The following is a 21,991-nucleotide window of genomic DNA, read 5'->3' on the forward strand; positions in this document are numbered from 1 at the left end:
TTATTTTTATAAGGCATAAAAACCTCCGGTAATATTATGCAAATAATATTTTATAATATTGGAGGTTTCATTTCTATAGGAAAGGTAAATAAAATTTACGACCACAGACTTTTCATTTTATTAAAAAAGCTGCCGTCATTTTCTTTTTCATTTATGGATTCTTTTTTGAATTCTTCTAGTAATTCACGTTGTCTTTTAGATAAATTTTTAGGTACTTCGACATGAATATGCGTAAGCATATCACCCCTAATAGTTGATCTCATTTTAGACATACCTTTGCTGCGTAGCCTTAATTGATCCCCGTTTTGTGTGCCTGCAGGAATTGTTAAGTTTACTTTTCCGCCTTCAATTACCGGTACTTCTATCTCTCCTCCAAGAGCAGCATTCACAAAACTAATAGGTAGTTTACAATGTAGATGTGCTCCGTCTACTTTATAAATATCATGTGGTTTTATTGTTATATCAACGTATAAATCACCGCTATTACCGCCTCTAATACCTGCTTCCCCTTCTCCGGTATGTCTTATTCTAGTACCGTTTTCAACACCGGCAGGAATGTTTACCGATAAATTTCGTTGTTTATGGTAACGTCCCATGCCATGACATTTCTTGCAAGGATTTTTTATAATGTGTCCGTTACCTTGGCATTTATGACAAGCTTGTTCGATCGTAAAGAATCCTTGCTGCATTCTAGTTGCTCCAACACCGCTGCAAGCATCGCAAGTAGTTACGGTTTCACCTTTTTCAGAACCGTTACCGTGACAAGTATCGCATTTTACTGCGCTAGCAAAGCTAATATTTTTTTCTATACCGTGAAATGCTTCCTCTAGGTTAATTGTCAGATTATATTTTAAATCTGAGCCTCTAACTTTAGCTGAAGTTGGGCGTGATGATCTTCTGCTGCCTCCCATAAAGTCGCTAAAGAAGTCACCGAATATGTCGTTAATATCAGGGTGAAAACCGCCATGATTTCCTCCTCCCCCTCGTGATTGTTGATTTTGAAAAGCATCGTGTCCCAAACGGTCATAAGCAGCTCTTTTTTGCTCATCTTTTAGAACATCATAAGCGGCATTGATTTCTTTAAATTTCTTTTCAGCATCTTTAGCATCAGTAGTATCAGGGTGATATTGCTTGGCTAGCTTGAGGTAGGCTTTTTTAAGGTCAGCTTGGCTAGCTGTTTTACTAACCCCTAGTATTTGGTAATAATTTTGTGACATAATTTAATTTATAAAATGAGATTGTAACGTCATTACGAGGAAAATTACATAGTAATTTGACAAAGCAATCTCAGGATATTTAACGAGAGTGCCACGTCGCTTCGCTCCTCGCAATGACGGAATTACTTCTACTTCTTCTCTACATCTTGAAAGTCGGCATCTACTATTTTTTCATCATTAGCGGCACTTTCTTCAGCAGGTTGGCTCTCGCTTTGTGCTTTATACATCGCTTCACCGATTTTCATGCTAGCTGCAGTTAAACTTTCGGTCTTTTCTTTAATCAAAGCAGCATCTTCCGACTCAAGCACGGTTTTTAAAGCGGCTAGTGCTTCTTCAACAGCTCCTTTATCGTCTGATGATAATTTATCGCCATATTCTGTAAGAGTTTTTTCAGTAGAATAAACTAAACTATCGGCAGCATTTTTTGCTTCAATAAGTTCCTTACGCTTTTTGTCTTCATCAGCATTTTGTTCGGCATCTTTAACCATTTGTTCAATTTCCGCATCGCTAAGACCACCGGAAGCTTGAATAGTTACTTTCTGCTCTTTACCGCTTGCTTTATCTTTGGCTGAAACATGCACTATTCCGTTAGCATCAATGTCAAACGTTACTTCTATTTGCGGCAAACCTCTTGGTGCAGGAGGTATACCTTCGAGATTAAACTGACCAAGTAATTTATTATCTTTTGCCATTTCACGTTCACCTTGGAATACTCTAATAGTTACGGCATGCTGGTTATCATCAGCAGTTGAGAATACCTGACTTTTCTTAGTAGGTATAGTAGTATTACGATCGATTAATCTTGTAAATACGCCGCCAAGAGTTTCAATGCCAAGGGATAGAGGTGTAACGTCTAATAATAATATATCCGTTACTTCTTTATTAAGTACTCCGCCTTGAATAGCAGCACCGAGAGCTACAACCTCATCGGGATTTACGCCTTTATGAGGCTCACGTCCGAAGAATTTTTTTACGGCTTCTTGTACTTTCGGCATTCTAGTCATACCGCCTACTAATACTACTTCTTGAATATCAGAAGCTTTAAAACCTGCATCCTGTAATGCTTTACGGCAAGGCTCAATTGTTTTTTCAATTAAATCATCTACTAATTTTTCTAGTTCAGCTCTAGTAAATTTAATATTTAAGTGTTTTGGACCGCTACTATCAGCCGTAATATAAGGTAAATTAATATCGGTAGTTACTGCAGAAGATAGCTCTTTCTTAGCTTTTTCCGCGGCTTCTTTCAAACGTTGAAGTGCTAAAGGATCTTTACTTAAATCTATACCGTTTTCTTTTTTGAATACATCTATTAAATGGTTTAATATTCTTGTATCGAAATCTTCACCGCCAAGGAATGTATCGCCGTTTGTTGATTTCACTTCAAAAACACCGTCAGCGATCTCAAGAATTGAAACATCGAATGTTCCGCCGCCAAGATCGTATACTGCAATAGTTTTACTTGCCGATTTCTCGAAACCGTAAGCAAGAGCTGCAGCAGTCGGCTCGTTGATTATTCTCAGGACCTCAAGACCTGCTATTTTACCGGCATCTTTTGTTGCTTGACGCTGTGCATCATTAAAATAAGCAGGTACGGTAATTACTGCTTGTGTTACTTTGTCCCCTAAATAATTCTCAGCAGTTTCTTTCATTTTTTGTAAAATGAATGCACTAATTTGACTTGGTGAATATTTATTATTATCCGCTTCGACCCATGCATCCCCGTTATCGGCTTTAACTATATTATATGGTACAATACCTTGGTCTTTCCTGACCATAGGATCGATAAAATTTCTACCGATTAATCGCTTTACCGCATATATAGTATTGCGAGGGTTAGTTACTGCTTGCCTCTTAGCAGATTGCCCGACTAATTTTTCGCCGTTTGCAAAAGCTATTATTGACGGCGTAGTTCTTTCACCTTCTGCATTTTCTATTACCTTTGGTTCTTTACCTTCCATGACCGCAACACAAGAGTTGGTAGTCCCAAGGTCGATACCTATTACTTTTCCCATAAGATTCCTCGTTTTCTTTTTTTTATTTTATTATGACTTTTGATTTGATATAGTGCGGCTTAAATGATTTTACAAGAGGTGACAATGAAAAAACTACCGATTTTACTAAAACTTTTATTTATTATTAATTTAGTTGTCCTAAATAATATAGTTTTAGCATCTAGCGAAACAAGCACTATTATATTTGAAAAAGCAAAGAAAGCAATCGTAACGATCGATACTAGAATTGCCGTATCGGCATATGACGATACAAGTAGTTGGACTGGAACGGGATTTATCAACGATAAGAACAACGGTTATATAATTACTAATACTCATGTTGTCGGCGGTGCGTCTATCGGAACTTATTTTGTTACTTTTTATAACGGTGAGCAGGCAGAAGCAAAACTTATCTATTACGATATTTGGCAAGATTATGCCGTTTTAAAAGTAGAGAGTAAAGATATACCGGCATCAGCAACGCAAATATCTTTTGCAAGCGAATTTCCACAATTAAATCAAAAGGTTTTTGTAGTCGGTAACACAGAAGCAAAAGGTTTTTCTTTCCATACCGGTTATTTGTCTGATCTTTATAATATTGAAGGTTTAATGCCGCAATGTACTTATGTTATTAATTTAAATACTACAGGAGGTGCTAGCGGTTCACCGGTATTAAACGATAAGATTGAGGCTATAGGAGTATTATATGGTGGCGGTAAAACTCATTCTCTAGCGCTGCACGGTGATTATGTAGCTCGCACTTTAGAAAGTTTAAAGAATAATAAACAACCAGGCAGAAAACATATAGGAATAATAAGCGAGTTATATTCTTTAAATAAAGCAGTGAGACATCACAATTTCCCTAAAGAAGAAATGGATAAATATATAAAGAAATTTCCTGATAGTAGAAATAGAGTGATAAGCGTTAAGGCAGTTCTAGCCGGATCACCTGCCGAAAAATCTTTAAAAGCCGGTGATATTATTTGGGCAGTTAATGATAAGGAACTCGGCGGTAATCTAGCATTATTTGATAGAGAAATGGATAATTTCAAAGGAATCGCTATTAAACTTACTATATTTCGTGACGGAAAAAAGCTAGAACAAGCAGTAGATTTATATGATGTGAACAATAATAAAATCGCTAAAATGATAAATTTCGGCGGTGCAGTATTTTTTGAAGCCGATGATTATTTTAGTAATAAATCAGGTATTCCGCTTAAAGCTCTAAGTATAGCTTCCGTTCAATCCGGTAGTAGCTTTAGCTCTATACCAACGTTTTTTACTAAAGATTATAAAAATGTTTATAGATTGCAAATTTTTGAGATGAAAGATTTAGCGTTAAGTAATCTTGATGATTTGGTGAAATTCTTACCTGCTATTACTAAAGAGAAGTTTATAACGGTTAGATTTAGAAATTATCAACCTTATTATGCTAATTTCGGTTATAATGAACTTATCTCGTCGCATGATGATATGATTGCTGATGTAACTCTAGATTCTATAGATACTAAGCCTTATATATTAAAGTATAATACTATTTCTCATGATTGGGATATGGAAAATATAAAACTTCAGTAATTAATGACATTGTGATAAATTAACAATTCTTAATCAATTAAGTAATATATAATTCAACTTGGTTTGTTGCGTTATTATTCTTAAATTTATAATCTTATATTTTAGGAGAATTAATGACTAAAGAACAAATACTACAGTCGATAAAAAAACATCTTTTTTTAAGTTTTTTACAAAAAATAGTAATAACTCTAATACTCAGGATTCACTAACATCACCACGTTCAGATGATGATGATATAGAGAGGGATGTTTCTAAAAAAGAAGCTTCTTAAGAAAATTCAAAGCATTAATAGACAAGAATGATGAAGCTGCACTAAAAGCATTTCTATTTGATAAAAATAATAAGTATATCTTACATGATGCGGTTGAGGATAAAGAACAAACATTAGTTGAAAAAATATTAGAATTAGCTAAATACGTAACAGAGATGACCTATAACGATTCAACAGTGTTACATTCAGCAGTTACAGGAATTGCTAACAAAGAGATTATCAAAGCTTTATTAGCAAAAAATCCTTATTTAGTAATGATCAAAGATGCTTCAGGTCTTACTCCATCATATTATAATACTAGTAAAGAAATATTAGAAATATTGCAAAATTGTGAACGAGATATTATAGACCGGTTTAATATAGAACCATGGCACGGTTGGGCAGAAGATATGCACAAATATTTAGAAGATGATATGTCTATAATCGGAAAAAATAAGCATACAATAATGGAGCTTGTATAAAAATTTTGTAAATTATAGGACAAGCATCTTCCTTGTAAATTTAACATAGAGTATTAGATTTGCAAGGAAGATATAGAGAGTTCTTTAATAAAAAACGGTAAGTATGTAAAACTTACCGATTAAATTTAAAGCTTAAAAAATTATAATTCAGTGATAGGGATATACTTGATATTTCCATCTTCTCCTATCAATGGGTAATACTCTGTTTGAGGGTTATAAGCATCATAACTAATTGATGTTTGTGATGATAGTGTTTGTGCTAATATTATCAATTTTTCTTCATATAACTCAAAAGATTTTGCTAAATCCTCTTTTGTAATCTTTACAGTTTTAGCTTCATCTGTATTTACTTTGAGTGTTTCAATATTTTCTGTTAAGCTATATTTTGTTAAAGTTACTTTTTTTAGTAGGGGAAAATATGTTCTTATTTTTACCAATGCTATGCTTATTTGTATTGAAATATTTAGAACAAGTTTATTTAATAACATCTAATACCTTAAAAATTTTGAAGTGCAGAATACAAGTCTCACTTATTAATGTGTAGAAGTCAAGATTTGATCTTACAGACACTATAAATTTTGCACCTGATTGTCAGTTAAATTTTGACTGTCAGAGACGTATTCAAGATACAAGATTTCATTATTCTTTTCAACAGCTAATTTTTTACTATCCTTAAAAGTTTGCATAGGAGTTTTTCCATAACAATATTTTCCTGAATGTGGTCGCTCATTATTGAAATGCTCTAACCAAATATCAAAATCTAATTGTAAATCATCAAGATCTGTATAAATCTTTTTCCGCATAGCTGTATCAAAGAATTCTTGTTTCATGGTTTTATTAAAACGCTCACACATACCATTTGTTTGAGGAGAATATGCTTTAGTAGTAGTATGCTCTATACCTTCAATACTTAGAAATAATTCAAAAGCATGATGCTCTATATTTCCCTTATATTCTGCCCCACAATCTGTAAGAATACGAAGTATTGGTATCCCTTGAGTCTCGTACCATGGTAACACGCGGTCATTAAGCATATCAGCAGCAGTTAAAGCTGTTTTATCAGTATATAGTTTAGCATCAGCTACCCTAGTATAGCTATCAATAAATACCTGAGAATAAACCTTACCTATACCTTTGAAATTACCTACATAATACGTATCCTGACATCCTAAATAACCTGGATGCTGCGTCTCAATTTCTCCATGAGCTTCTTTTTCATTACGACGCTTCTCTAGCACTTGTAATTGAGATTCAGTAAGAACAATACCATCCTGAGCCATCTTTGCTTCTAATGCTTTAAGCCTTTTACTGATATTGTTTAAATCATTACGTAACCAAATTGATCTCACTCCTCCAGGCGATACAAGTATACCGCTCTTCTTAAGCTCATTTTATACTCTTAGCTGTCCATATGCTGGATATTCTATTGCCATATCCATTACTGCTTTCTCTATCGCTGGATCAACTCTATTCGCTATTATTGGCTTTCTTCGACTAATTTCATACAATGCCTCTTCGCCACCAGTTTCATACAGTTCTTTAAATCTGTAATAACTATCTCTACTATAGCCCATCGCTTTACATGCTGACTATATGCTACCAAGACTCTTAGCTAGTTCTAGTAACCCTATTTTTGGCTTTATTATTTTTTGATTTAAGTTCATTTTTCATCTCCATTTAATAATTAATTTATTTTACTAAATGTAAGATTTAATCTCAACTATTACATATAAATATTAATAAATGCTCATTATTATAATTTTCTTTCACAAAATCGAAATAAACTGTTATTAATATAAAAAACCAATCTTAATCTAATATATGCGCTCTTTATTTGTAATAATTATATTCTTTCTAATGAACAGTTGTAATTTAAAACCGGTATATAGTGAAAAATACAGTAGAAATAATGATTTAGAAGCTATTGAAGTTGAACCAATTCGAACAATTGAAGGGGCTGAGTTTTATCATCGTTTAACTAGTATTTTACCTCAGAAAGCACAAGCAAAATATCTGCTTAAAGTAAAGCTTATCGCAACAACTATGCCTGCTACTATTGAAAAAAACTCCAATGTTTTAAGGGAATATATTAATCAATTAGTTAGATATAAATTAATTGATATAGAAAGCCAAAAGGTTTTAATTGAAGAGAAGTTTTACCAAAACACGTCATATAATGCTATTTTTACACCATATGCGACAAATGTTGAAAGAGATAAAACAGGAATAGACTTGGCATATCAAGCAGCAGAAGAAATTCGTAGCAGATTAATTTTATATTTTACACGGAAATAGTTAAGCTATGAAATTTTATTTTTCACAAATAGGTAGATTATTTGAACTAATAACATCCGGAAAGATTAGAGCTCTTTTACTATATGGTCCTGATAAAGGTTATATAGAAAAAATTTGTAAGCATTTAGTAAAAAGCTTAAATATGCTACAAACTTCTATAGAATACGCAGATCTTAATATTTCATCTTTAGAAATATTACTTAATTCGTCTAATTTTTTTGGTCAAAAAGAATTAATTAAAATTAGATCGGTTGGGAATTCAATCGATAAGAATTTAAAAATAATTCTAAACAGGGATTATATAAATTTTCCTGTATTTATAGGTGAAGAAATGACTTCTAGTGGGAGCATTAGAAAGTTTTTTGAAACGGAAGAATATTTAGCGGCAGTTGCTTGTTATCATGACGATGAAGCAAAAATTGAACGAATTATTTTAGGTAAAGTAGCAAAAACTAATAAAGTTATAAGTAAAGAAGCTATTACTTATTTAAAAGCTCATTTAAAAGGTGATCATGATTTAATTTGTAGCGAAATAAATAAATTAATATATTTTGTTCACGACGCACGCGAAATTACTTTAAACGACGTTCTAGAAGTTATAAGTAGCGAAATTACGGCAAACGGCAGTGATTTAGCAATGTATTTTTCAAAAAAAGATTATAGTAATTTTCTGCAAGAGCTTGATATATTAAAAAAACAAAATATCAATGAAGTTTTAATTATTAGAGCATTAATAAGGCATTATTTAAATTTATATATAGTGTTGTCGAAAGTAAAAAACGGTGAGCGTTTGGAACTCGCAATAAAATCATTATCACCACCGATTTTCTATCAGTATATTAATGATTTTACGAAGATAGCAAACGGTCTTAGCCTCACTGAATGTCTAAAGACTTTAAAAGTGCTACAACAGGCAGAAGTGGATTATAAGTTAAATCCTGCTAGTTTCGATTTATTCCAAAGTATACTCCAAAGTAAATGAAGAGTAGACGAAGTTTAATTTGGAAAAGAGCAAGGAGACTATAAGGCGAGGAGCGGAGCGTATACTTAATACGTGAGCACCGTAGCTCTTATAATATGACGTAGCCAATTTTTCAAATTAAACGAGTATACATTATGCCTAGACCTGATTTTTCTGATCCTGACAAACAAATTCACGAGATAATTAGAGTTAATCATGCCGGAGAATATGGTGCAAAAAGAATTTATCAAGGACAGCTAAAATATATTAAATCTCAAAATGATCATATATTGATTAAAGAAATGCTTGACCACGAAGAAGTGCATTTAAATTATTTTGAAAAAAAATTACTGGAAAAAGAAATAAGACCCACATTTTTATTATTTTTTTGGCATCATTACGGATTTTTACTTGGTGCTTTATCTTCCTTGATGGGAATAAAAACGGCGATGCTTATTACCGAGAGTGTAGAAGAAGTAATAGAAAAACATTATGAACAGCAAATAAATTATTTAGAAAATAAAAATGTTGAGCCAGAATTATTAAATAATATTATTAAATTTCGACTTGATGAAATTGAACATAAAAATATTGCTATAATGAATGATAGTACTGAGGCAATATTTGCAGAAATAACTAGTAAAATAGTGAAGATAATTTGTCGTATCTCTATAATTTTAAGTAAGAAAATTTAGAGTTAACAACTTAATTAGTTAAAAAATCTAGAAATATTTTACTTCTAAGATATTAAGAAGATAATAAAAAAACATTAATAATATTATTAGAAATGGTGATGCAAAGAAAAACTTTTTTTAAATTTGTTCTTTATTTTTTGCATTTGTATTTTTTAGAATTAATAAATAAAGGTGCCAGGGGTTAAGCTCCGTTGCTGTAGGACAACAACCTCCATTATACTTCATGATTTTACTCACTTATAATAATAGACCCCTGGCATAACTTAATATTAAGTTTTGACAGATTGGTCTTGCAACAATGGAGCTTAAACATTATTAGCGGTCTATATATTAGTTGAGTAATATAAAGAGTCAAGAGATTTTAGTTGTCATTGATAATAAATAATGTAATTCTGAGTTACTGGGTATATTTTCTATATAATCTGCTTCTAGCATTTGCTTTTACATCAATAATAATTTATATTTATTTTCACTCATGCGAATAGCAGATTACTTTTGTAGTTTGTTATTGGTGATAATTAGGAAATATAAAATAACAATATGAGTCAAAAGATAATTTTAAATAATTCATATTCTATTACTAAATCGCACTTATTCCATATAGTAGACCCAAGCCCTTGGCCCGTCCTAACATCTTTTGCTTTACTTCTTTTGGTTATAGGCGGCGTCTCGTTCATGCATGGCTACAAATTTAATATATATATTTTATCTGCAGGGATTATTTCAGTAGGTTACTGTTTATATTCTTGGTGGAGAGATATAGTGAAAGAAGGAATAGTCGAACATCAGCATACTAGTCCTGTTAGAAAAGGTTTACAAATAGGTATGGCGTTATTTATCTTAACGGAAATAGTATTTTTTGGTGTATTTTTTGCTTCTTTTTTTAAATCACGTCTATCACCCGTAGGTCTTTTAGACGGTGTATGGGTTGTAAAGCAGGGCATTTGGCCTCCACCTACAATTAAAACTTTTGAGCCGTTTGATATTCCTTTTATCAATACTTTAATACTACTCTTATCAGGCACTACCATTACTTGGGCTCACTACGCCTTAGAAGAAAAAAATCAAAAAGATTGTGTAACTGCACTTGCTCTTACCATATTGCTTGGAATATTTTTTACAACTATGCAGGCATATGAATATTACCATGCGGCGTTTAAATTTACAGATGGTATATATGCTTCTAATTTTTATTTAGCCACGGGTTTTCATGGAGCTCATGTAATTATAGGTACTATATTTCTAATAATTTGCTACTTTAGAGCAAAAAGAGGAGATTTTACTACAGAAGGTAATGGACATTTAGGGTTTGAATGTGCTGCATGGTACTGGCATTTTGTAGATGTGGTTTGGTTATTTTTATTTACGTTTGTTTATATATTTGGAAGTTAAATTATACTATATGTGATTATAATATTACTTAAAATAAGTATTTTTAAAATATTTTTGCATATTAATTAAAATTGCATATATTTAGGAGTTGATTTATATATAAATAAATTATACATTATTTTTTAAATGCTAATTATTTTATTGAGGTAAAACATATGAACTTTCCTATTCGTAAATTAAACGAAGAATTAATCGATTATAATCTATCATTACGCATATTATTTACTATTCTAGGCATGGCTATTATTATGGTAGCTTTTGATAGCTTAGGTAATAGTGCCGGCGATCCTGTAGGTGATGCATTATGTAAGTTAATTAAAGTATTCAGAGGCAATACTGCAAAAGGTATAGCTGTTGTCGGTATAATTGTTCTGGGAATTCAAACATTAAGAGGAAAATTGCAGTGGGAAGTAGCTTTAGTGGTAGTTACTGCAATCATTATATTATTTAAAGCTCCAGATATTGTTAATATGGTATCAAGTGATACTAATAGCTCAAGTTGTGGTGTTTCCTAATACACGAAGAAATTATTATATCTTTAGTAATACCCATAAGCTTCGGCTTATGGGTATTTTTATTTTTAAGTGATGTTGTTGCATAGCCCCTATGTCATTCCCACATGGCATTGTTGCGTAGGTCGAAAAATGCGTTAGGTGTTATAGTGTGGCTTGACTCTCTATTGTATGAACGTTTAGTATGTCATTCCTGCAAAGGTAGGGACAAGACAATCTTAATATAGATTACATATTTAATAAAAATAAACATATAAAAACAAGTTTTTATATGTTTTTCTGGATTTCCGCCTACGTGGGAATGACATAGGGGCTATGCAACAACATCCTCACTTAAATAAAAGTCCTAATCTATTACCTATAACAATATCAATATATTTTGCTGTAATAGGGATCCCTTCAATATTCATTTCTAGATATATTGCTTGTTTTGCAGGGATTTTTGTTTGTAGTTTTGTAATTGATACATATTCATCTAAAGCTTGATTATTAGTATCTATTACTCTCACTTTGATTATAGGATCGGAAATTAAATAATCAGACTCATTAGATAATTTATAAAATATCTTCATACCGCCTATATGACGAGATTTGCCTAAATTAATTTCTTCTATCTTTAATTGATCATATTTACCTAAGAATTTAAAGCTATCTATTAGTAATATCACTAAACAAAAAATTATAAAGCTAGTCCATAATATTGGAAATATATTATATTTTTTCTTATTAGGAATATACGGTAAAATAACCGGCACATTAGCATTGTAATGATTTTTAATAGGAGTTTTAATAGTTCCCGTGTTTACTTTATCTTTAAAGTCATTTAATGTACTATTATTATAGTCTAATTTCTGATACCACAAATGGCTACATTTGGAACATTTTACTCGTCGTCCGTTAATACCTATTTGATTGCTTGTAACAATAAATCTTGTTTGGCAATTTGGGCAAGTAATATGCATAGTTAATTATAATTATTATGTTTGACTTTATGATAATCTCATTTATTATTTTTGGCAATAAAACAGTTAAAAGATATGTCCTCTCTTATTAAAGAAATTGAAGAAGCTTGGCAAATTAAGGACAAACTTCTTCAAGATTTTTCAAAGCTTATAACATTAAAGCAAACTCTTAATGATAGTATAGAAAGCTTAAATCAAGGTACGATTCGTGTTTGTGAAAAGAAAGAAAATAGTTGGCAAGTTAATGAATGGGTAAAGAAAGCTATATTGCTGTATTTTATCACTACGGAATCACAACTTTATAATAACAATTATAATAGTTGGTATGACAAAGTTGCTCCTAAATTTTCTGCAGATACTGATAAAAATACATTCAAAGAAGCAGCTATACGCACAGTGCCCGGAGCTGTTGTTAGAACAGGTACTTATATAGCTAAAAATGTTGTAATTATGCCTTCTTTCATTAATATAGGTGCTTATATAGATGAGGGAACAATGATTGATACATGGGCTACTATCGGCTCATGTGCTCAAATCGGCAAGAATTGCCATATTTCAGGCGGCACGGGAATAGGTGGGGTGCTTGAGCCGTTGCAAGCAAAGCCTGTTATCATTGAAGATAATTGTTTTATTGGTGCAAGATCGGAAATAGCAGAAGGTGTAATAGTAGAGGAAGGAGCAGTAATTAGTATGGGGGTGTTTATCGGTAGCTCTACAAAAATAGTATACAGAGATACAGGTGAAATTATTTACGGCAGAATTCCGGCTTATTCCGTTGTAGTTCCAGGAGTATTACCTGCTAAGGAAGCCGGTAAGCCTGGACTTTATTGCGTAGTTATCGTAAAACAAGTCGATAAAACTACTAGAGCTAAAGTAAGCATAAATGATTTACTGAGATAGATAGATCAATGTGAGCGTTCATGGGTTTTTCACTGTCACCCCGTGGCCTGACCACGGGGTCCAGAAAAAATAACTTCAATATTGTTACCTACACTACATGTTTAATAAAATAAACATATAAAAATAAATTTTTATATGTTTTACTGGATTCCGTGAATAAATCACGGGATGACAGAGAGGAATAATAAGCCGCTTAACACCAGTGAACGGTCACAGATCAATAATATCGCCGATTATACCATTAAGATATCCCTCTCTTTATTGTTGTTCTGAAATATCTGTTTGTTGAATTGCGTTATTATTTGGGTTTCCTAAGAAAGTATTGTATGCCATAAGCATTGCATCTCGTTGTTTTTGAGGATCACGTACAACACCAGCTGCTTTAAAATATGATTCTGCAGCATCTGTTTCCTGTTGTTTTTGAAAGCAAAGTTCGTTTCCTTGGGCCATATATAAATCATATTTTATAGGCTTTTCAGCCTTATTTATAAGACTGTCATAACATTTTAATATAGAGTCTAATTTATTATTCTTTCTATAAAATATGATAGCTGGGTCTTCACGTCCTAAGTTAAATAGCATATCGCCGATTTTATTGTACATTTCTTTAAGTTCTTCATTACATGTTAGAGCTGCATTATAATTAGCTAAAGCTCCATTATAATCTTCTTCTTCGCTCAATATATCACCTATTTTAGAGTGGCAGCTAGCCTATAGTTTGAGTCACTTCTGCTTTGTCCGAGTACTTATTTAACCACTCTATGGCTTCTTTATAATATTGCACTGGTTGATCGTGTTTAGGTTCTATATTTTTTATAGAAGATAGATAGTGATTTTGTATGAATAAATCACATATTTCAATTAAGGAACTATAGCAATCATTGGATTGAGACCATGTTGTAGATAACATTTCTTCAAATAATGATAATTCTTTAATTTGTAGGTTTAATACATATCGGTAAGCTTGAATAACCGGTTTATTGTCTGTGAATTTCTCAATAGAGTCTAAAATTTGAAATATTACCCCTATAAGGTTATTAGCTTGTTTGTTTAATATGATAGCTTGAAATTCTGATAATTGTGCTAATCCTTCAAAACAAGAAAGAGTTTTTTCTATAGCCGGTATTGTGGAGAACTTGGTAAATATGGTTTAATATAATCCTCATAGTTAAAAAATTTTGAGTAGTTAAGAGGTGTATATACATTAAAGTCTTCAAAAATTGATTGGATAGTATTAATTATACATTATATATTTATCTGTATTTGTGTATGTAAATTTTCTATCAGACTGTCTTGTTCCTTTAGCAATGAACTTAGCTGCTTTATCTCTAAATTTTGTACTCCTTTTCTCTCTTCTAGGTGTTTTAGTTCTAGAGAGAGGTTTATTTCCCCATTTTGAGAAGTAGGTTTATAGAAAAATTTTATATCAGAGAATTCTAATATATCCTTGTTAATAGCAATGCTATTTTGTACATCGGTAAATGTTTTCATGATTATTTTCATTATGTTGTGTTATTACGCATATAACATTTCCTTTTAATTTTTTGTGTTCTTCTGTAGGAAAAATATTTTTAAAGTCTTCTATAATCCTGTTAAAGATACTAGGGGATTTTACGGTCTCTTCTTTTACTACTATGATAAATTTTAATTTATCGGTCATTTGAACTAGCTTTTGAATGAAAAATACATTGATTAACTCTTGCACTGTATCGGGTACTCCGTTAGAGCATTCCCAAAATACTTTTTCTGCAATTTCAAATTTTTTGGGATCATATATAGCCGGTTCATATTTATGCTGAATTTCCGGCGTTGTTTCAAAATCAAATAATTTATCAAATGTAAATTCTTCACCGTTTTCGATAATCTTAAGGCTGTTCTCAAGAGCATTTAAAAATGTGTTTTTCCCGCTATAAGGTAATCCTATTACTACTGTAGCTTCTGGTGTTTTTCCTGCTGGTATTAGTGAATAATTCACTTCAGTCAATGCATTTAGAATATTTGCTTTTAAAGAATCAAGAGCAGTTTCTGCTTCTGTGAAAGGTTTAATATCAATTTCTGTGGGAATTTTAAATTTCATATATAACCGCTAATCTATTCTTTAATATAAATTTTTATACTGTCGCTTTCGCCGCTATCGCTGATAGCTCTAATAATAAATTCACCGGCTTTTGCTTTCCATATTACTGCTTCGTTTGGTTTCGCGGTTGCTATTAATTCATTTTCCACAAACCAAAAAATATTGTTGGTTTTATTATCGCTAATCGCACTAAAAGTAATGTTATCACTATTTTTAATTGAATGTACGGAATTTTTTAACGGGTATATAATTTTAGGTTTTTTATGATGTCAATTTATCAACCTATTGCAATGGTTTGTAGGTATCGGTTTCGGTAATATATGTATTCCTGCTTTTTGATAAACCGAAAAGCATATCTGTTGGCCATAAATTTACTGTTTTATATTCTGTTTGTCCTTTAATAAAGTTACAAGCAGGCATACCGGTTTTTAAATCTATCAACATTTTTCTATAAATACCGGATTGTTTTATCGGTGATTTGCCTTGAATGAATAAGGTTTCTGCTTTAACCGGACACATATCGTTATCGATATCTCCCGTATCTGCACAAACTTTTACTTTAGTAATATTTAGTGCATTAATTTTTGAAAGGATTAAATCCTCATCTTTATTTGGTCTAGCTATGGATTCGATAATATTAAAGAATAAAGGGGCTGCAGAAATATTACCAGTAAATGTTCCGTGAGTTTGCCCTTTGAAATCCCCAACCCAAACAGCAAGTACGTATTTCCCGAATATGCCGACGCTAAGTGCATCTCTAAATGAGCTGGAAGTACCTGTTTTCCAATAAATCGGTAAGTTATGCTTTGTATTATTATAGGTAATAGGACGAGTCGTATCTTTTATAATATCAAGTGTTAAATAGCTTGCCTCGGGGGATAGTAGTACGGTGTCCGTGTCATCCTTGTCCTCTCCTGTGTCATTCCCGCGAAAGCGGGAATCCAGTAAATCATATGAAATTTTTGTTCCAACATTTAGGTAATTTTTTATGGATTCCTGCTTTCGCAGGAATGACATAGTAGAATCCAATACTTTTCTAAGCGGTTTATAAGTACCGAAATTAGCAAGCATAGCATAAAGAGTAGTTAACTCTTCAAGAGTAATTTCTGCTGTGCCGAGTACTATAGATAAACCGTAATTTTCAGGTTTTCGTAAGCCGCTAATTTTTGCTTGTTGTAAGAACTCATAAAAATTCGGTTTTTTAACTTAGACGCCAGAAATATTACAGGTACGTTACGGCTCTTTATTAACGATTCTCTAGCACTTAAACCGCCTGCAAACCTACTATCAAAATTTTCCGGTTTATAATGATCGTAGTAAGTAGGTGTATCCTTTAGTAAAGTTAACGGATGTATTAGTGATTGATCAAAACTAAGTGCATAGACAAACGGTTTTAAAGCTGAGCCTGGAGATCTATGGCTTTTAGTGCCGTTAATCTGTCCACAAATATCGTTATTAAAAAACTCTCCGGAGCCAATACTTGCAAGCACTTCCATAGTAGTAAAATCAATAAGAATTACGGCGGCATTATTAATGCCATATTTTTTCCGATCATTAATATATAGCCGAACTTGTTTTTCTATAGTAGCTTGCAGATTTTTATCTATAGTAGTGCGTATAATAGGGCTATCATTATTTGCTAGTATGTCTAAAGTAAAATGCGGTGCAATAAAAGGCAGCTTTTTATTTTGATTAAATTTAACCGGCAAACTAATTAACTTATTATAAATAATATCTTGTGGGTGAATCGTGAGCCACTTGGTAAATAGATATTTACGTGCTTTAAAAATATTAATATCATTCCCGCCTCTTTTAAGCGGATTTTGTGGGATTACTGCAAGGTTTAGAATATCGATCAAATTTAAATCTTTTAGGTCACGATTGAAGTAAATATAACTGCAGGCTGCTATCCCTTCAATATTACTACCGTAAGGCACTAGATTTAGATAAGCTTCTAGGATTTCATCTTTTGAATAATGTAGCTCTACATGAATAGCTTTAATGATTTGATGGATTTTACCAAGAATAGTAGAAGAGTTTATTCCATATCTTAAACGTGCTACTTGCATTGTTATAGTAGAGCCACCTATTTTACGATTATTCTGTAAATAAGTAGAATAAAAAGCTTTGGCTAAAGAAACGGGGTTAACGCCAAAATGCTCATAAAAATGCTTGTCTTCATATAATAGTACTGCTTCTATAAAACTTGCCGGTATTTCACGTATAGGAGTGAATATCCTATATTTATCGTCTTTAGAAAGCGAAATACGCATTAACTTGCCGTTTCGGTCAAATACTCTTTGTGAGAAACTTACGTCTTTAAGTAAAGGCGCAGGAGGAATAGCAAAATATAATATTATAATGCCGCTGATTGTAATAAAAAGTAATTTGGTTTTGAGAGACAAAGTATATACCTTATAGTTTAATGTCATTCCCGCGTAGGCAAGAAAGCGCGGTTGCGTGGAACGATTTTTGCGTCATTGCGAGGAAAAACTGTAAGTTTCGACGAAGCAATCTCAGGAAAAATTCCTGAGATTGCTACGCTCACTAACGTTCGCTCGCAATGACGACTTGGGTATTCATGCGGGAATGACATCATGTTATATAACAATCATTATAAAGCATTTTAAAAATAATGAAAATTTTAATAATATAGCTTGCATGTATAGAAGTAATACCGTATAATGTTCTACAAGATTTTAATAAATTAACTAAACGTTAACAATAAGCTTTACATTTCCTATAAATACTAAAATATCATATAAAATCCACGTTACTATCCTATTTTATAACTCATCAATATAAATTTTAACATAATATTTTTTATGTATCATTATCTTCAATAATAAAAAGTATTAATATTTTAAGTAATTGCTAAGATTTATTAAAGAGAAATTAGATATTATGAAAATATTAAATCTATAAATTCTAAACTTACAAAATTATTCTTACTTAGCTGTGCTAATGCTGCAATCCTTACCGCTGTGACCGGGGAAGCAAGAGCAGATATAGAAATCTATGATATATTGAACCATACTGCTGACTACCAAATATTAACTCCTGCTCAAAAGCTTAATGTTATAAAAGGAATTCAGGACCGTACAGATTTTGGTGACCTTGTTGACGATCTTATGCCGGGGGAAAGCAGATTATTCAATAACGCAATAATAGAAGTCACTAGACTTCAAGCAGTTGCTCCTGTACTTAACGGTGCTAGAGAAAGAAGAGAAGCACGTGCAGCCGGTGTTGAAGTTATTGATTTAACAGGTAATACAGCAGTAGAAACAGGACGTAACGAGCAAGAGATGGTTCTAGAAAATAGACTGCAAGTATTGGCAATCCTTGCTAAAGCTGAAGGGGCAAATGCTGTCAGTATTAACGATAAAATTAAAAAGGCTATACATTTGATAACATAGAAAATTTAAATACACCTTTGGAGCAGTTAAAATATATAGCTATGACAGGCGGTGTAGATGCTAATGACGATTTAAAAGTTGTAAATAATTATGTTGAAGCTCCTTTAATAACAGAAGCTTTTGAACATGTATTTTTTGGTACTAATATTACTGATCCTACTGTAAGAAGCATCGATATTAATGCTAAATACTCTGAATCAGGAAACAGCCCTTTATTAAATAAGTTTAAAAGCGTAGCTACTCCGGAAGCAAAACATAAATTATTAGATCAATTTAAAAACTATGTTAATCAAAACTTAGTTGAGCTTGAGTCTAAACAATCTAGTATTCCCATAAGACAATCCGTAATGAAGTTAGCTGATCCTGCAATAGTAGTTAATTATTGAGAGCAGATGGCTAAATTAAAAGAAGCATATATTGATAACGGTAAAATTAAGATAGTGAATGAAAACGATAAGGTAGTTGATGAGCAAGGTCTAAAAAGTTATAACAAGATTTTAAAAGATGCCGGTTTAATAACTAAAGATTTGGATGGTAAGAAAATGCAGGCATTGATAAATAATTGCGATGCTTTAACAATGAGTGATCTGGTACTTGTCCTAAAAAAGACTGTAGGTGAAATAAGAATAGATAATGAGGGTCTAGTAGGTCTTGTAATATAGCACCTCAAGCAATGGCAGAGTAGTACTGCCTATTTCGCCTCTACCGGGTGGAGTAGCAGCTCCTCCTCCGGCAGGTGTAGGTATAAGACTTGCAATAGCTAGGGATATAGCAAATCTAGATGCCATAGGTGATGATGGAACTAAAATTAGCAGGTTATAAATCTAAAGGCAAAAGAAGATGCTACATTAAGAGGAAGAATAGCTGCACCGGCACCGGTTGTAGGCAGAGCAGTCGCAGAAGTTCTTGTAGTTCCGAATACTTTAGACAGAATATTTCATAATGAGATGTATTTAGCTAAAAATAATGGAAATCCCGGAAAGCTAGAAGTAAGAACATTAGGTGCAGAAACAGATTTAGGGATTACTATCAAAACACTTTTAACTTTAGAAGAAAGGAAAAGTTCACTTAAGTCTTTAGCATTATTTTCAGAAGCAAAGCCTGATAAAGCACAATTAATGATAAAAGCTGAGAATATTTGGAATAGACTAAAAGATGATGATGTAATAAAGCAAATTTCAAGGCAAGCTTTAACTTTAAATAATAAAATAGCCAACAAGGAATTTTTTAAAGAGCTATTTAATGAAGAAGAACATAATGCAATAGACCGTTAAACTATACTTTTGATAAATTACCGCTGGACTTACAAAATCATATTACGGCAAGACGTACTGAAATAAAAATAAAAGATAAACTACAAGATAAGAAAACAATTATATCAAGAATAGATTATATTGCTAAAAATGAAAATGTTTTAGGAGCAAATTCTTTAAATAATGAAATAGAGATAAAATTTTCCGATGTACTAGATCTAGCTCTTAATAAAGGAGACGTACGCGATAATATAGCCCTTACTCCTAAAGCAAACGAAGTAAATACTCAAATAAATAATTGGATTAATAACAACATTGTTAATTTAACAGTGGAAAGTAATATAGATAGCGGCTAACATTTTTACAAAATAAAGCTGTACCGGCAACATTATCAAGAATTTATGAAACGGCAGTTGATACTAACGCTAGATTACTAAGAAAAGTTTGAGCCGATAATGCAGCTGGTTTATCTAAAGCCTAAAACCATTACAGAGAAAAATATAACAGACGCTGTACAAAATAATTTTAATGCAAAAATGAAAGTTTTAATACCTAATACTAAAGATTTCTCAAAAGAGGCAATTGTAAAATTTCTTAATATAATAAGTGATGAGAAAGTAGAAGGTGGTATTAAAAGGAGTAAAAGCAGCGAAAGCTGCTAATACCCCTGTTATTGCACCGGTAATAGTGGTAGCAGGTGGACTGCCACTACCTATGAGGGTAGGATATAATGGGCTTGGTATGGACGGTTTAGTCAGAAAGAGGAACAGTCTAAAGCCTATCGTAAATCTTTTTCCTAAAAATGCTGTGGTTGCAGTGGCAGTAGCTTATATTGCTCCTACTTCTAAAATAGGGGACAAAATACGAAACCGTTGTTCAAGCTATAGCAGCTTCAGTTGACACGGATTTAAAAAGAGAGTTAGCAATAAAGACTCAAGGAAAGGAAAAACTAAAAGCATTAATTGTAGAAGAAGTTTTGGAGAAATATACAACTAAAAATGCAGATGCACTTGATGGTAATATAAATCAATTAGCTCAAGCTATAAAAGAAGGAACCAATATTGAGTTCATAGGTCCTAAAAGAGAAGTAGCAAGTTGTATAGATCAGGAAACAAGAAATCTATGTGTTAGAATGAATCAAGATGCAGGATTAATGCAGCAACTTAAAGCGAATAATTCTAGGTTAGCAGCAATTATAGAAGCGGCAGCTGTAAATGAAGCAGAAGTTGCTACAAGACATCCTGAGTCAGCAGCAGCACAAGCAGTAGCAAATGGAGACGTAAGCTATGGTGGAGGAGTTGTAGTAGCTCCTGCTGTTGCTTCTGTGGCTCCTGTTGCACCATTGGTTTTACTGGCAGATCCTGAAGAGGACGCAGCAGAGGTAATAGCTGTTCCTGCAGTTGCAGTTCCATTAGCAACGGCACCGGTAAATATAAGCATAATAATTATAACTTTGAAACTGTATTAAGTTATAATCATCTTATGAATGGTGATATTACTCTTACTCCAAATCTTGGTATAAGATACGGCCACTCTAAAGACGATACATATCAAGAAAGTGATGTAGGTATTCAGCATTTGAGTATTGCTTCTAAAAAGCAGCATTTATAGAGCGGTATTTTAGGCGGTAAGGTAGCTTTAGCACCGCAGAAAATAGCTGAAGGTTTCAGTGTTACCCTGCACTTCAGGCATCTGTAGAACATTACTTTAATGATAATAGTAAAAAACTTAATGCTAAAGTAAAATGGAAAGATAGAGAAGTTAATGAAACTATCGCATTACCGAAGCAACCTAAAGTCGCTTATAATATCGGTGCTAGCGTTTTAACTGAAAAAGATAATGTAAGCATATTACTTGACTATAACTGTCATTTACAAAAGAAATATCAAAGCCATCAAGGCTTTGTGAAGTTGAAAGTGAAGTTATAACAGCCAAAATCGTCATTGCAAGAAAAAATTGTAAATTTTGACGAAGCAATCCAGTAAAAAATGCTAATTTATAGCATTTTTT

The 21,991-nt window shown here is 32.3% G+C and carries 25 protein-coding genes and 3 pseudogenes; 17 read left to right on the forward strand and 11 right to left on the reverse strand.

All coding sequences use genetic code 11. The features are described from left to right. Positions 1-95: 95 nt before the first annotated feature. Entirely contained in the window at positions 96-1,217 is a 1,122-nt protein-coding gene (gene dnaJ, locus C4Q30_RS07775; RefSeq protein WP_103897655.1) for a molecular chaperone DnaJ, read from the reverse strand. Positions 1,218-1,345: 128 nt separating this feature from the next. Next, a complete protein-coding gene (gene dnaK, locus C4Q30_RS07780) occupies positions 1,346-3,229 on the reverse strand; it encodes a molecular chaperone DnaK (protein WP_103897656.1) in 1,884 nt (627 codons plus the stop codon). Between the two features lie 63 nt (positions 3,230-3,292). Here dnaK and C4Q30_RS07785 point away from each other — a divergent pair, with 63 nt between their 5' ends. Beyond that, entirely contained in the window at positions 3,293-4,786 is a 1,494-nt protein-coding gene (locus tag C4Q30_RS07785; protein ID WP_103897657.1) for a S1C family serine protease, read from the forward strand. Positions 4,787-5,233: 447 nt separating this feature from the next. Further along, positions 5,234-5,518, forward strand: a complete 285-nt coding sequence (locus C4Q30_RS07790) for a hypothetical protein (RefSeq protein ID WP_209445239.1) — start codon at positions 5,234-5,236, stop codon at positions 5,516-5,518. 140 nt (positions 5,519-5,658) lie between these two features. On the opposite strand, the gene C4Q30_RS07795 is transcribed toward C4Q30_RS07790, so the two are convergent. Next, positions 5,659-6,006 (reverse strand): hypothetical protein, encoded by a 348-nt coding sequence (locus C4Q30_RS07795; protein WP_103897659.1) that lies wholly within the window; start codon positions 6,004-6,006, stop codon positions 5,659-5,661. Between the two features lie 81 nt (positions 6,007-6,087). Then, positions 6,088-7,182 (reverse strand): annotated as a pseudogene (locus C4Q30_RS07800) (IS481 family transposase). A 157-nt stretch (positions 7,183-7,339) separates the two neighbouring features. Between C4Q30_RS07800 and C4Q30_RS07805 the strand changes: the two are divergent. The 5 genes from C4Q30_RS07805 to C4Q30_RS07830 all read left to right on the forward strand — a co-directional run bounded on the left by C4Q30_RS07805 (position 7,340) and on the right by C4Q30_RS07830 (position 11,376). Beyond that, a complete protein-coding gene (locus C4Q30_RS07805) occupies positions 7,340-7,813 on the forward strand; it encodes a hypothetical protein (RefSeq protein WP_103897660.1) in 474 nt (157 codons plus the stop codon). A 7-nt stretch (positions 7,814-7,820) separates the two neighbouring features. Further along, positions 7,821-8,795, forward strand: coding sequence for a DNA polymerase III subunit delta (holA, locus tag C4Q30_RS07810; protein WP_014120568.1), 975 nt, complete (start codon positions 7,821-7,823; stop codon positions 8,793-8,795). A gap of 134 nt (positions 8,796-8,929) precedes the next feature. Beyond that, positions 8,930-9,469, forward strand: coding sequence for a demethoxyubiquinone hydroxylase family protein (locus C4Q30_RS07815; protein WP_014013946.1), 540 nt, complete (start codon positions 8,930-8,932; stop codon positions 9,467-9,469). A gap of 540 nt (positions 9,470-10,009) precedes the next feature. Next, complete coding sequence (locus C4Q30_RS07825; protein WP_103897661.1) at positions 10,010-10,861, forward strand: cytochrome c oxidase subunit 3; 852 nt, start codon at positions 10,010-10,012, stop codon at positions 10,859-10,861. A 155-nt stretch (positions 10,862-11,016) separates the two neighbouring features. After that, the gene (locus C4Q30_RS07830) at positions 11,017-11,376 is read left to right on the forward strand and encodes a TrbC/VirB2 family type IV secretion system protein (protein ID WP_103897662.1); all 360 of its coding nucleotides are present in this window, start codon (positions 11,017-11,019) and stop codon (positions 11,374-11,376) included. 326 nt (positions 11,377-11,702) lie between these two features. On the opposite strand, the gene C4Q30_RS07835 is transcribed toward C4Q30_RS07830, so the two are convergent. Then, the gene (locus C4Q30_RS07835) at positions 11,703-12,335 is read right to left on the reverse strand and encodes an MJ0042-type zinc finger domain-containing protein (protein ID WP_103897663.1); all 633 of its coding nucleotides are present in this window, start codon (positions 12,333-12,335) and stop codon (positions 11,703-11,705) included. A 75-nt stretch (positions 12,336-12,410) separates the two neighbouring features. Between C4Q30_RS07835 and dapD the strand changes: the two genes are divergently transcribed. Beyond that, complete coding sequence (dapD, locus tag C4Q30_RS07840) at positions 12,411-13,235, forward strand: 2,3,4,5-tetrahydropyridine-2,6-dicarboxylate N-succinyltransferase (protein WP_014013950.1); 825 nt, start codon at positions 12,411-12,413, stop codon at positions 13,233-13,235. Between the two features lie 258 nt (positions 13,236-13,493). Here dapD and C4Q30_RS07845 read toward each other — a convergent pair whose 3' ends face one another. The 6 genes and pseudogenes from C4Q30_RS07845 to C4Q30_RS10330 all read right to left on the reverse strand — a co-directional run bounded on the left by C4Q30_RS07845 (position 13,494) and on the right by C4Q30_RS10330 (position 17,717). Beyond that, positions 13,494-13,916, reverse strand: a complete 423-nt coding sequence (locus C4Q30_RS07845; RefSeq protein WP_103897767.1) for a hypothetical protein — start codon at positions 13,914-13,916, stop codon at positions 13,494-13,496. A 25-nt stretch (positions 13,917-13,941) separates the two neighbouring features. Continuing rightward, positions 13,942-14,145, reverse strand: a complete 204-nt coding sequence (locus C4Q30_RS08905; RefSeq protein WP_198913027.1) for a hypothetical protein — start codon at positions 14,143-14,145, stop codon at positions 13,942-13,944. A 526-nt stretch (positions 14,146-14,671) separates the two neighbouring features. Then, positions 14,672-14,940 (reverse strand): annotated as a pseudogene (locus C4Q30_RS10585) (hypothetical protein). Between the two features lie 386 nt (positions 14,941-15,326). Beyond that, positions 15,327-15,563 carry a hypothetical protein gene (locus tag C4Q30_RS10320; RefSeq protein WP_342447547.1) on the reverse strand — a complete coding sequence of 79 codons (237 nt, stop codon included), beginning with the start codon at positions 15,561-15,563 and terminating at the stop codon, positions 15,327-15,329. 31 nt (positions 15,564-15,594) lie between these two features. Further along, complete coding sequence (locus C4Q30_RS10325) at positions 15,595-16,329, reverse strand: penicillin-binding protein 1C (protein WP_280641694.1); 735 nt, start codon at positions 16,327-16,329, stop codon at positions 15,595-15,597. Positions 16,330-16,433: 104 nt separating this feature from the next. After that, positions 16,434-17,717: a transglycosylase domain-containing protein gene (locus tag C4Q30_RS10330; RefSeq protein WP_280641695.1), complete on the reverse strand. Its 1,284-nt coding sequence runs from the start codon at positions 17,715-17,717 to the stop codon at positions 16,434-16,436. A gap of 579 nt (positions 17,718-18,296) precedes the next feature. Here C4Q30_RS10330 and C4Q30_RS07865 point away from each other — a divergent pair. The 9 genes and pseudogenes from C4Q30_RS07865 to C4Q30_RS10100 all read left to right on the forward strand — a co-directional run bounded on the left by C4Q30_RS07865 (position 18,297) and on the right by C4Q30_RS10100 (position 21,592). Next, positions 18,297-18,728 carry a cell surface protein gene (locus C4Q30_RS07865; RefSeq protein WP_103897664.1) on the forward strand — a complete coding sequence of 144 codons (432 nt, stop codon included), beginning with the start codon at positions 18,297-18,299 and terminating at the stop codon, positions 18,726-18,728. A 17-nt stretch (positions 18,729-18,745) separates the two neighbouring features. After that, complete coding sequence (locus C4Q30_RS10085) at positions 18,746-19,114, forward strand: hypothetical protein (RefSeq protein ID WP_245207545.1); 369 nt, start codon at positions 18,746-18,748, stop codon at positions 19,112-19,114. A gap of 6 nt (positions 19,115-19,120) precedes the next feature. Continuing rightward, positions 19,121-19,390: a hypothetical protein gene (locus C4Q30_RS07875; protein ID WP_024704462.1), complete on the forward strand. Its 270-nt coding sequence runs from the start codon at positions 19,121-19,123 to the stop codon at positions 19,388-19,390. A 25-nt stretch (positions 19,391-19,415) separates the two neighbouring features. Continuing rightward, positions 19,416-19,671, forward strand: a pseudogene (locus tag C4Q30_RS10090) (hypothetical protein). Positions 19,672-19,675: 4 nt separating this feature from the next. Then, positions 19,676-20,002 carry a cell surface protein gene (locus C4Q30_RS09215; protein ID WP_209445245.1) on the forward strand — a complete coding sequence of 109 codons (327 nt, stop codon included), beginning with the start codon at positions 19,676-19,678 and terminating at the stop codon, positions 20,000-20,002. A gap of 434 nt (positions 20,003-20,436) precedes the next feature. Beyond that, entirely contained in the window at positions 20,437-20,643 is a 207-nt protein-coding gene (locus C4Q30_RS09220; RefSeq protein ID WP_209445220.1) for a hypothetical protein, read from the forward strand. Continuing rightward, positions 20,606-20,881, forward strand: a complete 276-nt coding sequence (locus C4Q30_RS09225) for a hypothetical protein (RefSeq protein WP_209445246.1) — start codon at positions 20,606-20,608, stop codon at positions 20,879-20,881. The genes C4Q30_RS09220 and C4Q30_RS09225 overlap by 38 nt, the downstream gene beginning before the upstream one ends. Before the next feature lie 76 nt (positions 20,882-20,957). After that, a complete protein-coding gene (locus C4Q30_RS10095; protein ID WP_245207546.1) occupies positions 20,958-21,449 on the forward strand; it encodes a hypothetical protein in 492 nt (163 codons plus the stop codon). Further along, on the forward strand, positions 21,392-21,592 hold the full coding sequence (locus C4Q30_RS10100; RefSeq protein ID WP_121539708.1) for an autotransporter outer membrane beta-barrel domain-containing protein: 201 nt from the start codon (positions 21,392-21,394) through the stop codon (positions 21,590-21,592). Before C4Q30_RS10095 ends, C4Q30_RS10100 begins: the two co-directional genes overlap by 58 nt. The last annotated feature ends 399 nt before the right edge of the window (positions 21,593-21,991 follow it).

Origin of the sequence: Rickettsia fournieri (genome assembly GCF_900243065.1) — a bacterium.
Taxonomy (GTDB): Bacteria; Pseudomonadota; Alphaproteobacteria; order Rickettsiales; family Rickettsiaceae; genus Rickettsia; species Rickettsia rickettsii.

Excerpts from the sequence above, each read along its gene's own strand:
- C4Q30_RS07825 (WP_103897661.1), top strand. The coding sequence starts at position 10,010 with ATGAGTCAAAAGATAATTTTAAATAATTCATATTCTATTACTAAATCG.
- C4Q30_RS09215 (WP_209445245.1), top strand. The coding sequence starts at position 19,676 with ATGTATTTAGCTAAAAATAATGGAAATCCCGGAAAGCTAGAAGTAAGA.
- C4Q30_RS10325 (WP_280641694.1), bottom strand. The coding sequence starts at position 16,329 with ATGTCATTCCTGCGAAAGCAGGAATCCATAAAAAATTACCTAAATGTT.
- dapD (WP_014013950.1), top strand. The coding sequence starts at position 12,411 with ATGTCCTCTCTTATTAAAGAAATTGAAGAAGCTTGGCAAATTAAGGAC.
- holA (WP_014120568.1), top strand. The coding sequence starts at position 7,821 with ATGAAATTTTATTTTTCACAAATAGGTAGATTATTTGAACTAATAACA.
- C4Q30_RS07835 (WP_103897663.1), bottom strand. The coding sequence starts at position 12,335 with ATGCATATTACTTGCCCAAATTGCCAAACAAGATTTATTGTTACAAGC.
- C4Q30_RS07830 (WP_103897662.1), top strand. The coding sequence starts at position 11,017 with ATGAACTTTCCTATTCGTAAATTAAACGAAGAATTAATCGATTATAAT.
- C4Q30_RS07795 (WP_103897659.1), bottom strand. The coding sequence starts at position 6,006 with ATGTTATTAAATAAACTTGTTCTAAATATTTCAATACAAATAAGCATA.
- C4Q30_RS09220 (WP_209445220.1), top strand. The coding sequence starts at position 20,437 with ATGCAGCTGGTTTATCTAAAGCCTAAAACCATTACAGAGAAAAATATA.
- C4Q30_RS07815 (WP_014013946.1), top strand. The coding sequence starts at position 8,930 with ATGCCTAGACCTGATTTTTCTGATCCTGACAAACAAATTCACGAGATA.
- dnaJ (WP_103897655.1), bottom strand. The coding sequence starts at position 1,217 with ATGTCACAAAATTATTACCAAATACTAGGGGTTAGTAAAACAGCTAGC.
- C4Q30_RS08905 (WP_198913027.1), bottom strand. The coding sequence starts at position 14,145 with ATGTTATCTACAACATGGTCTCAATCCAATGATTGCTATAGTTCCTTA.
- C4Q30_RS07785 (WP_103897657.1), top strand. The coding sequence starts at position 3,293 with ATGATTTTACAAGAGGTGACAATGAAAAAACTACCGATTTTACTAAAA.
- C4Q30_RS07805 (WP_103897660.1), top strand. The coding sequence starts at position 7,340 with ATGCGCTCTTTATTTGTAATAATTATATTCTTTCTAATGAACAGTTGT.
- C4Q30_RS07875 (WP_024704462.1), top strand. The coding sequence starts at position 19,121 with ATGGCTAAATTAAAAGAAGCATATATTGATAACGGTAAAATTAAGATA.
- dnaK (WP_103897656.1), bottom strand. The coding sequence starts at position 3,229 with ATGGGAAAAGTAATAGGTATCGACCTTGGGACTACCAACTCTTGTGTT.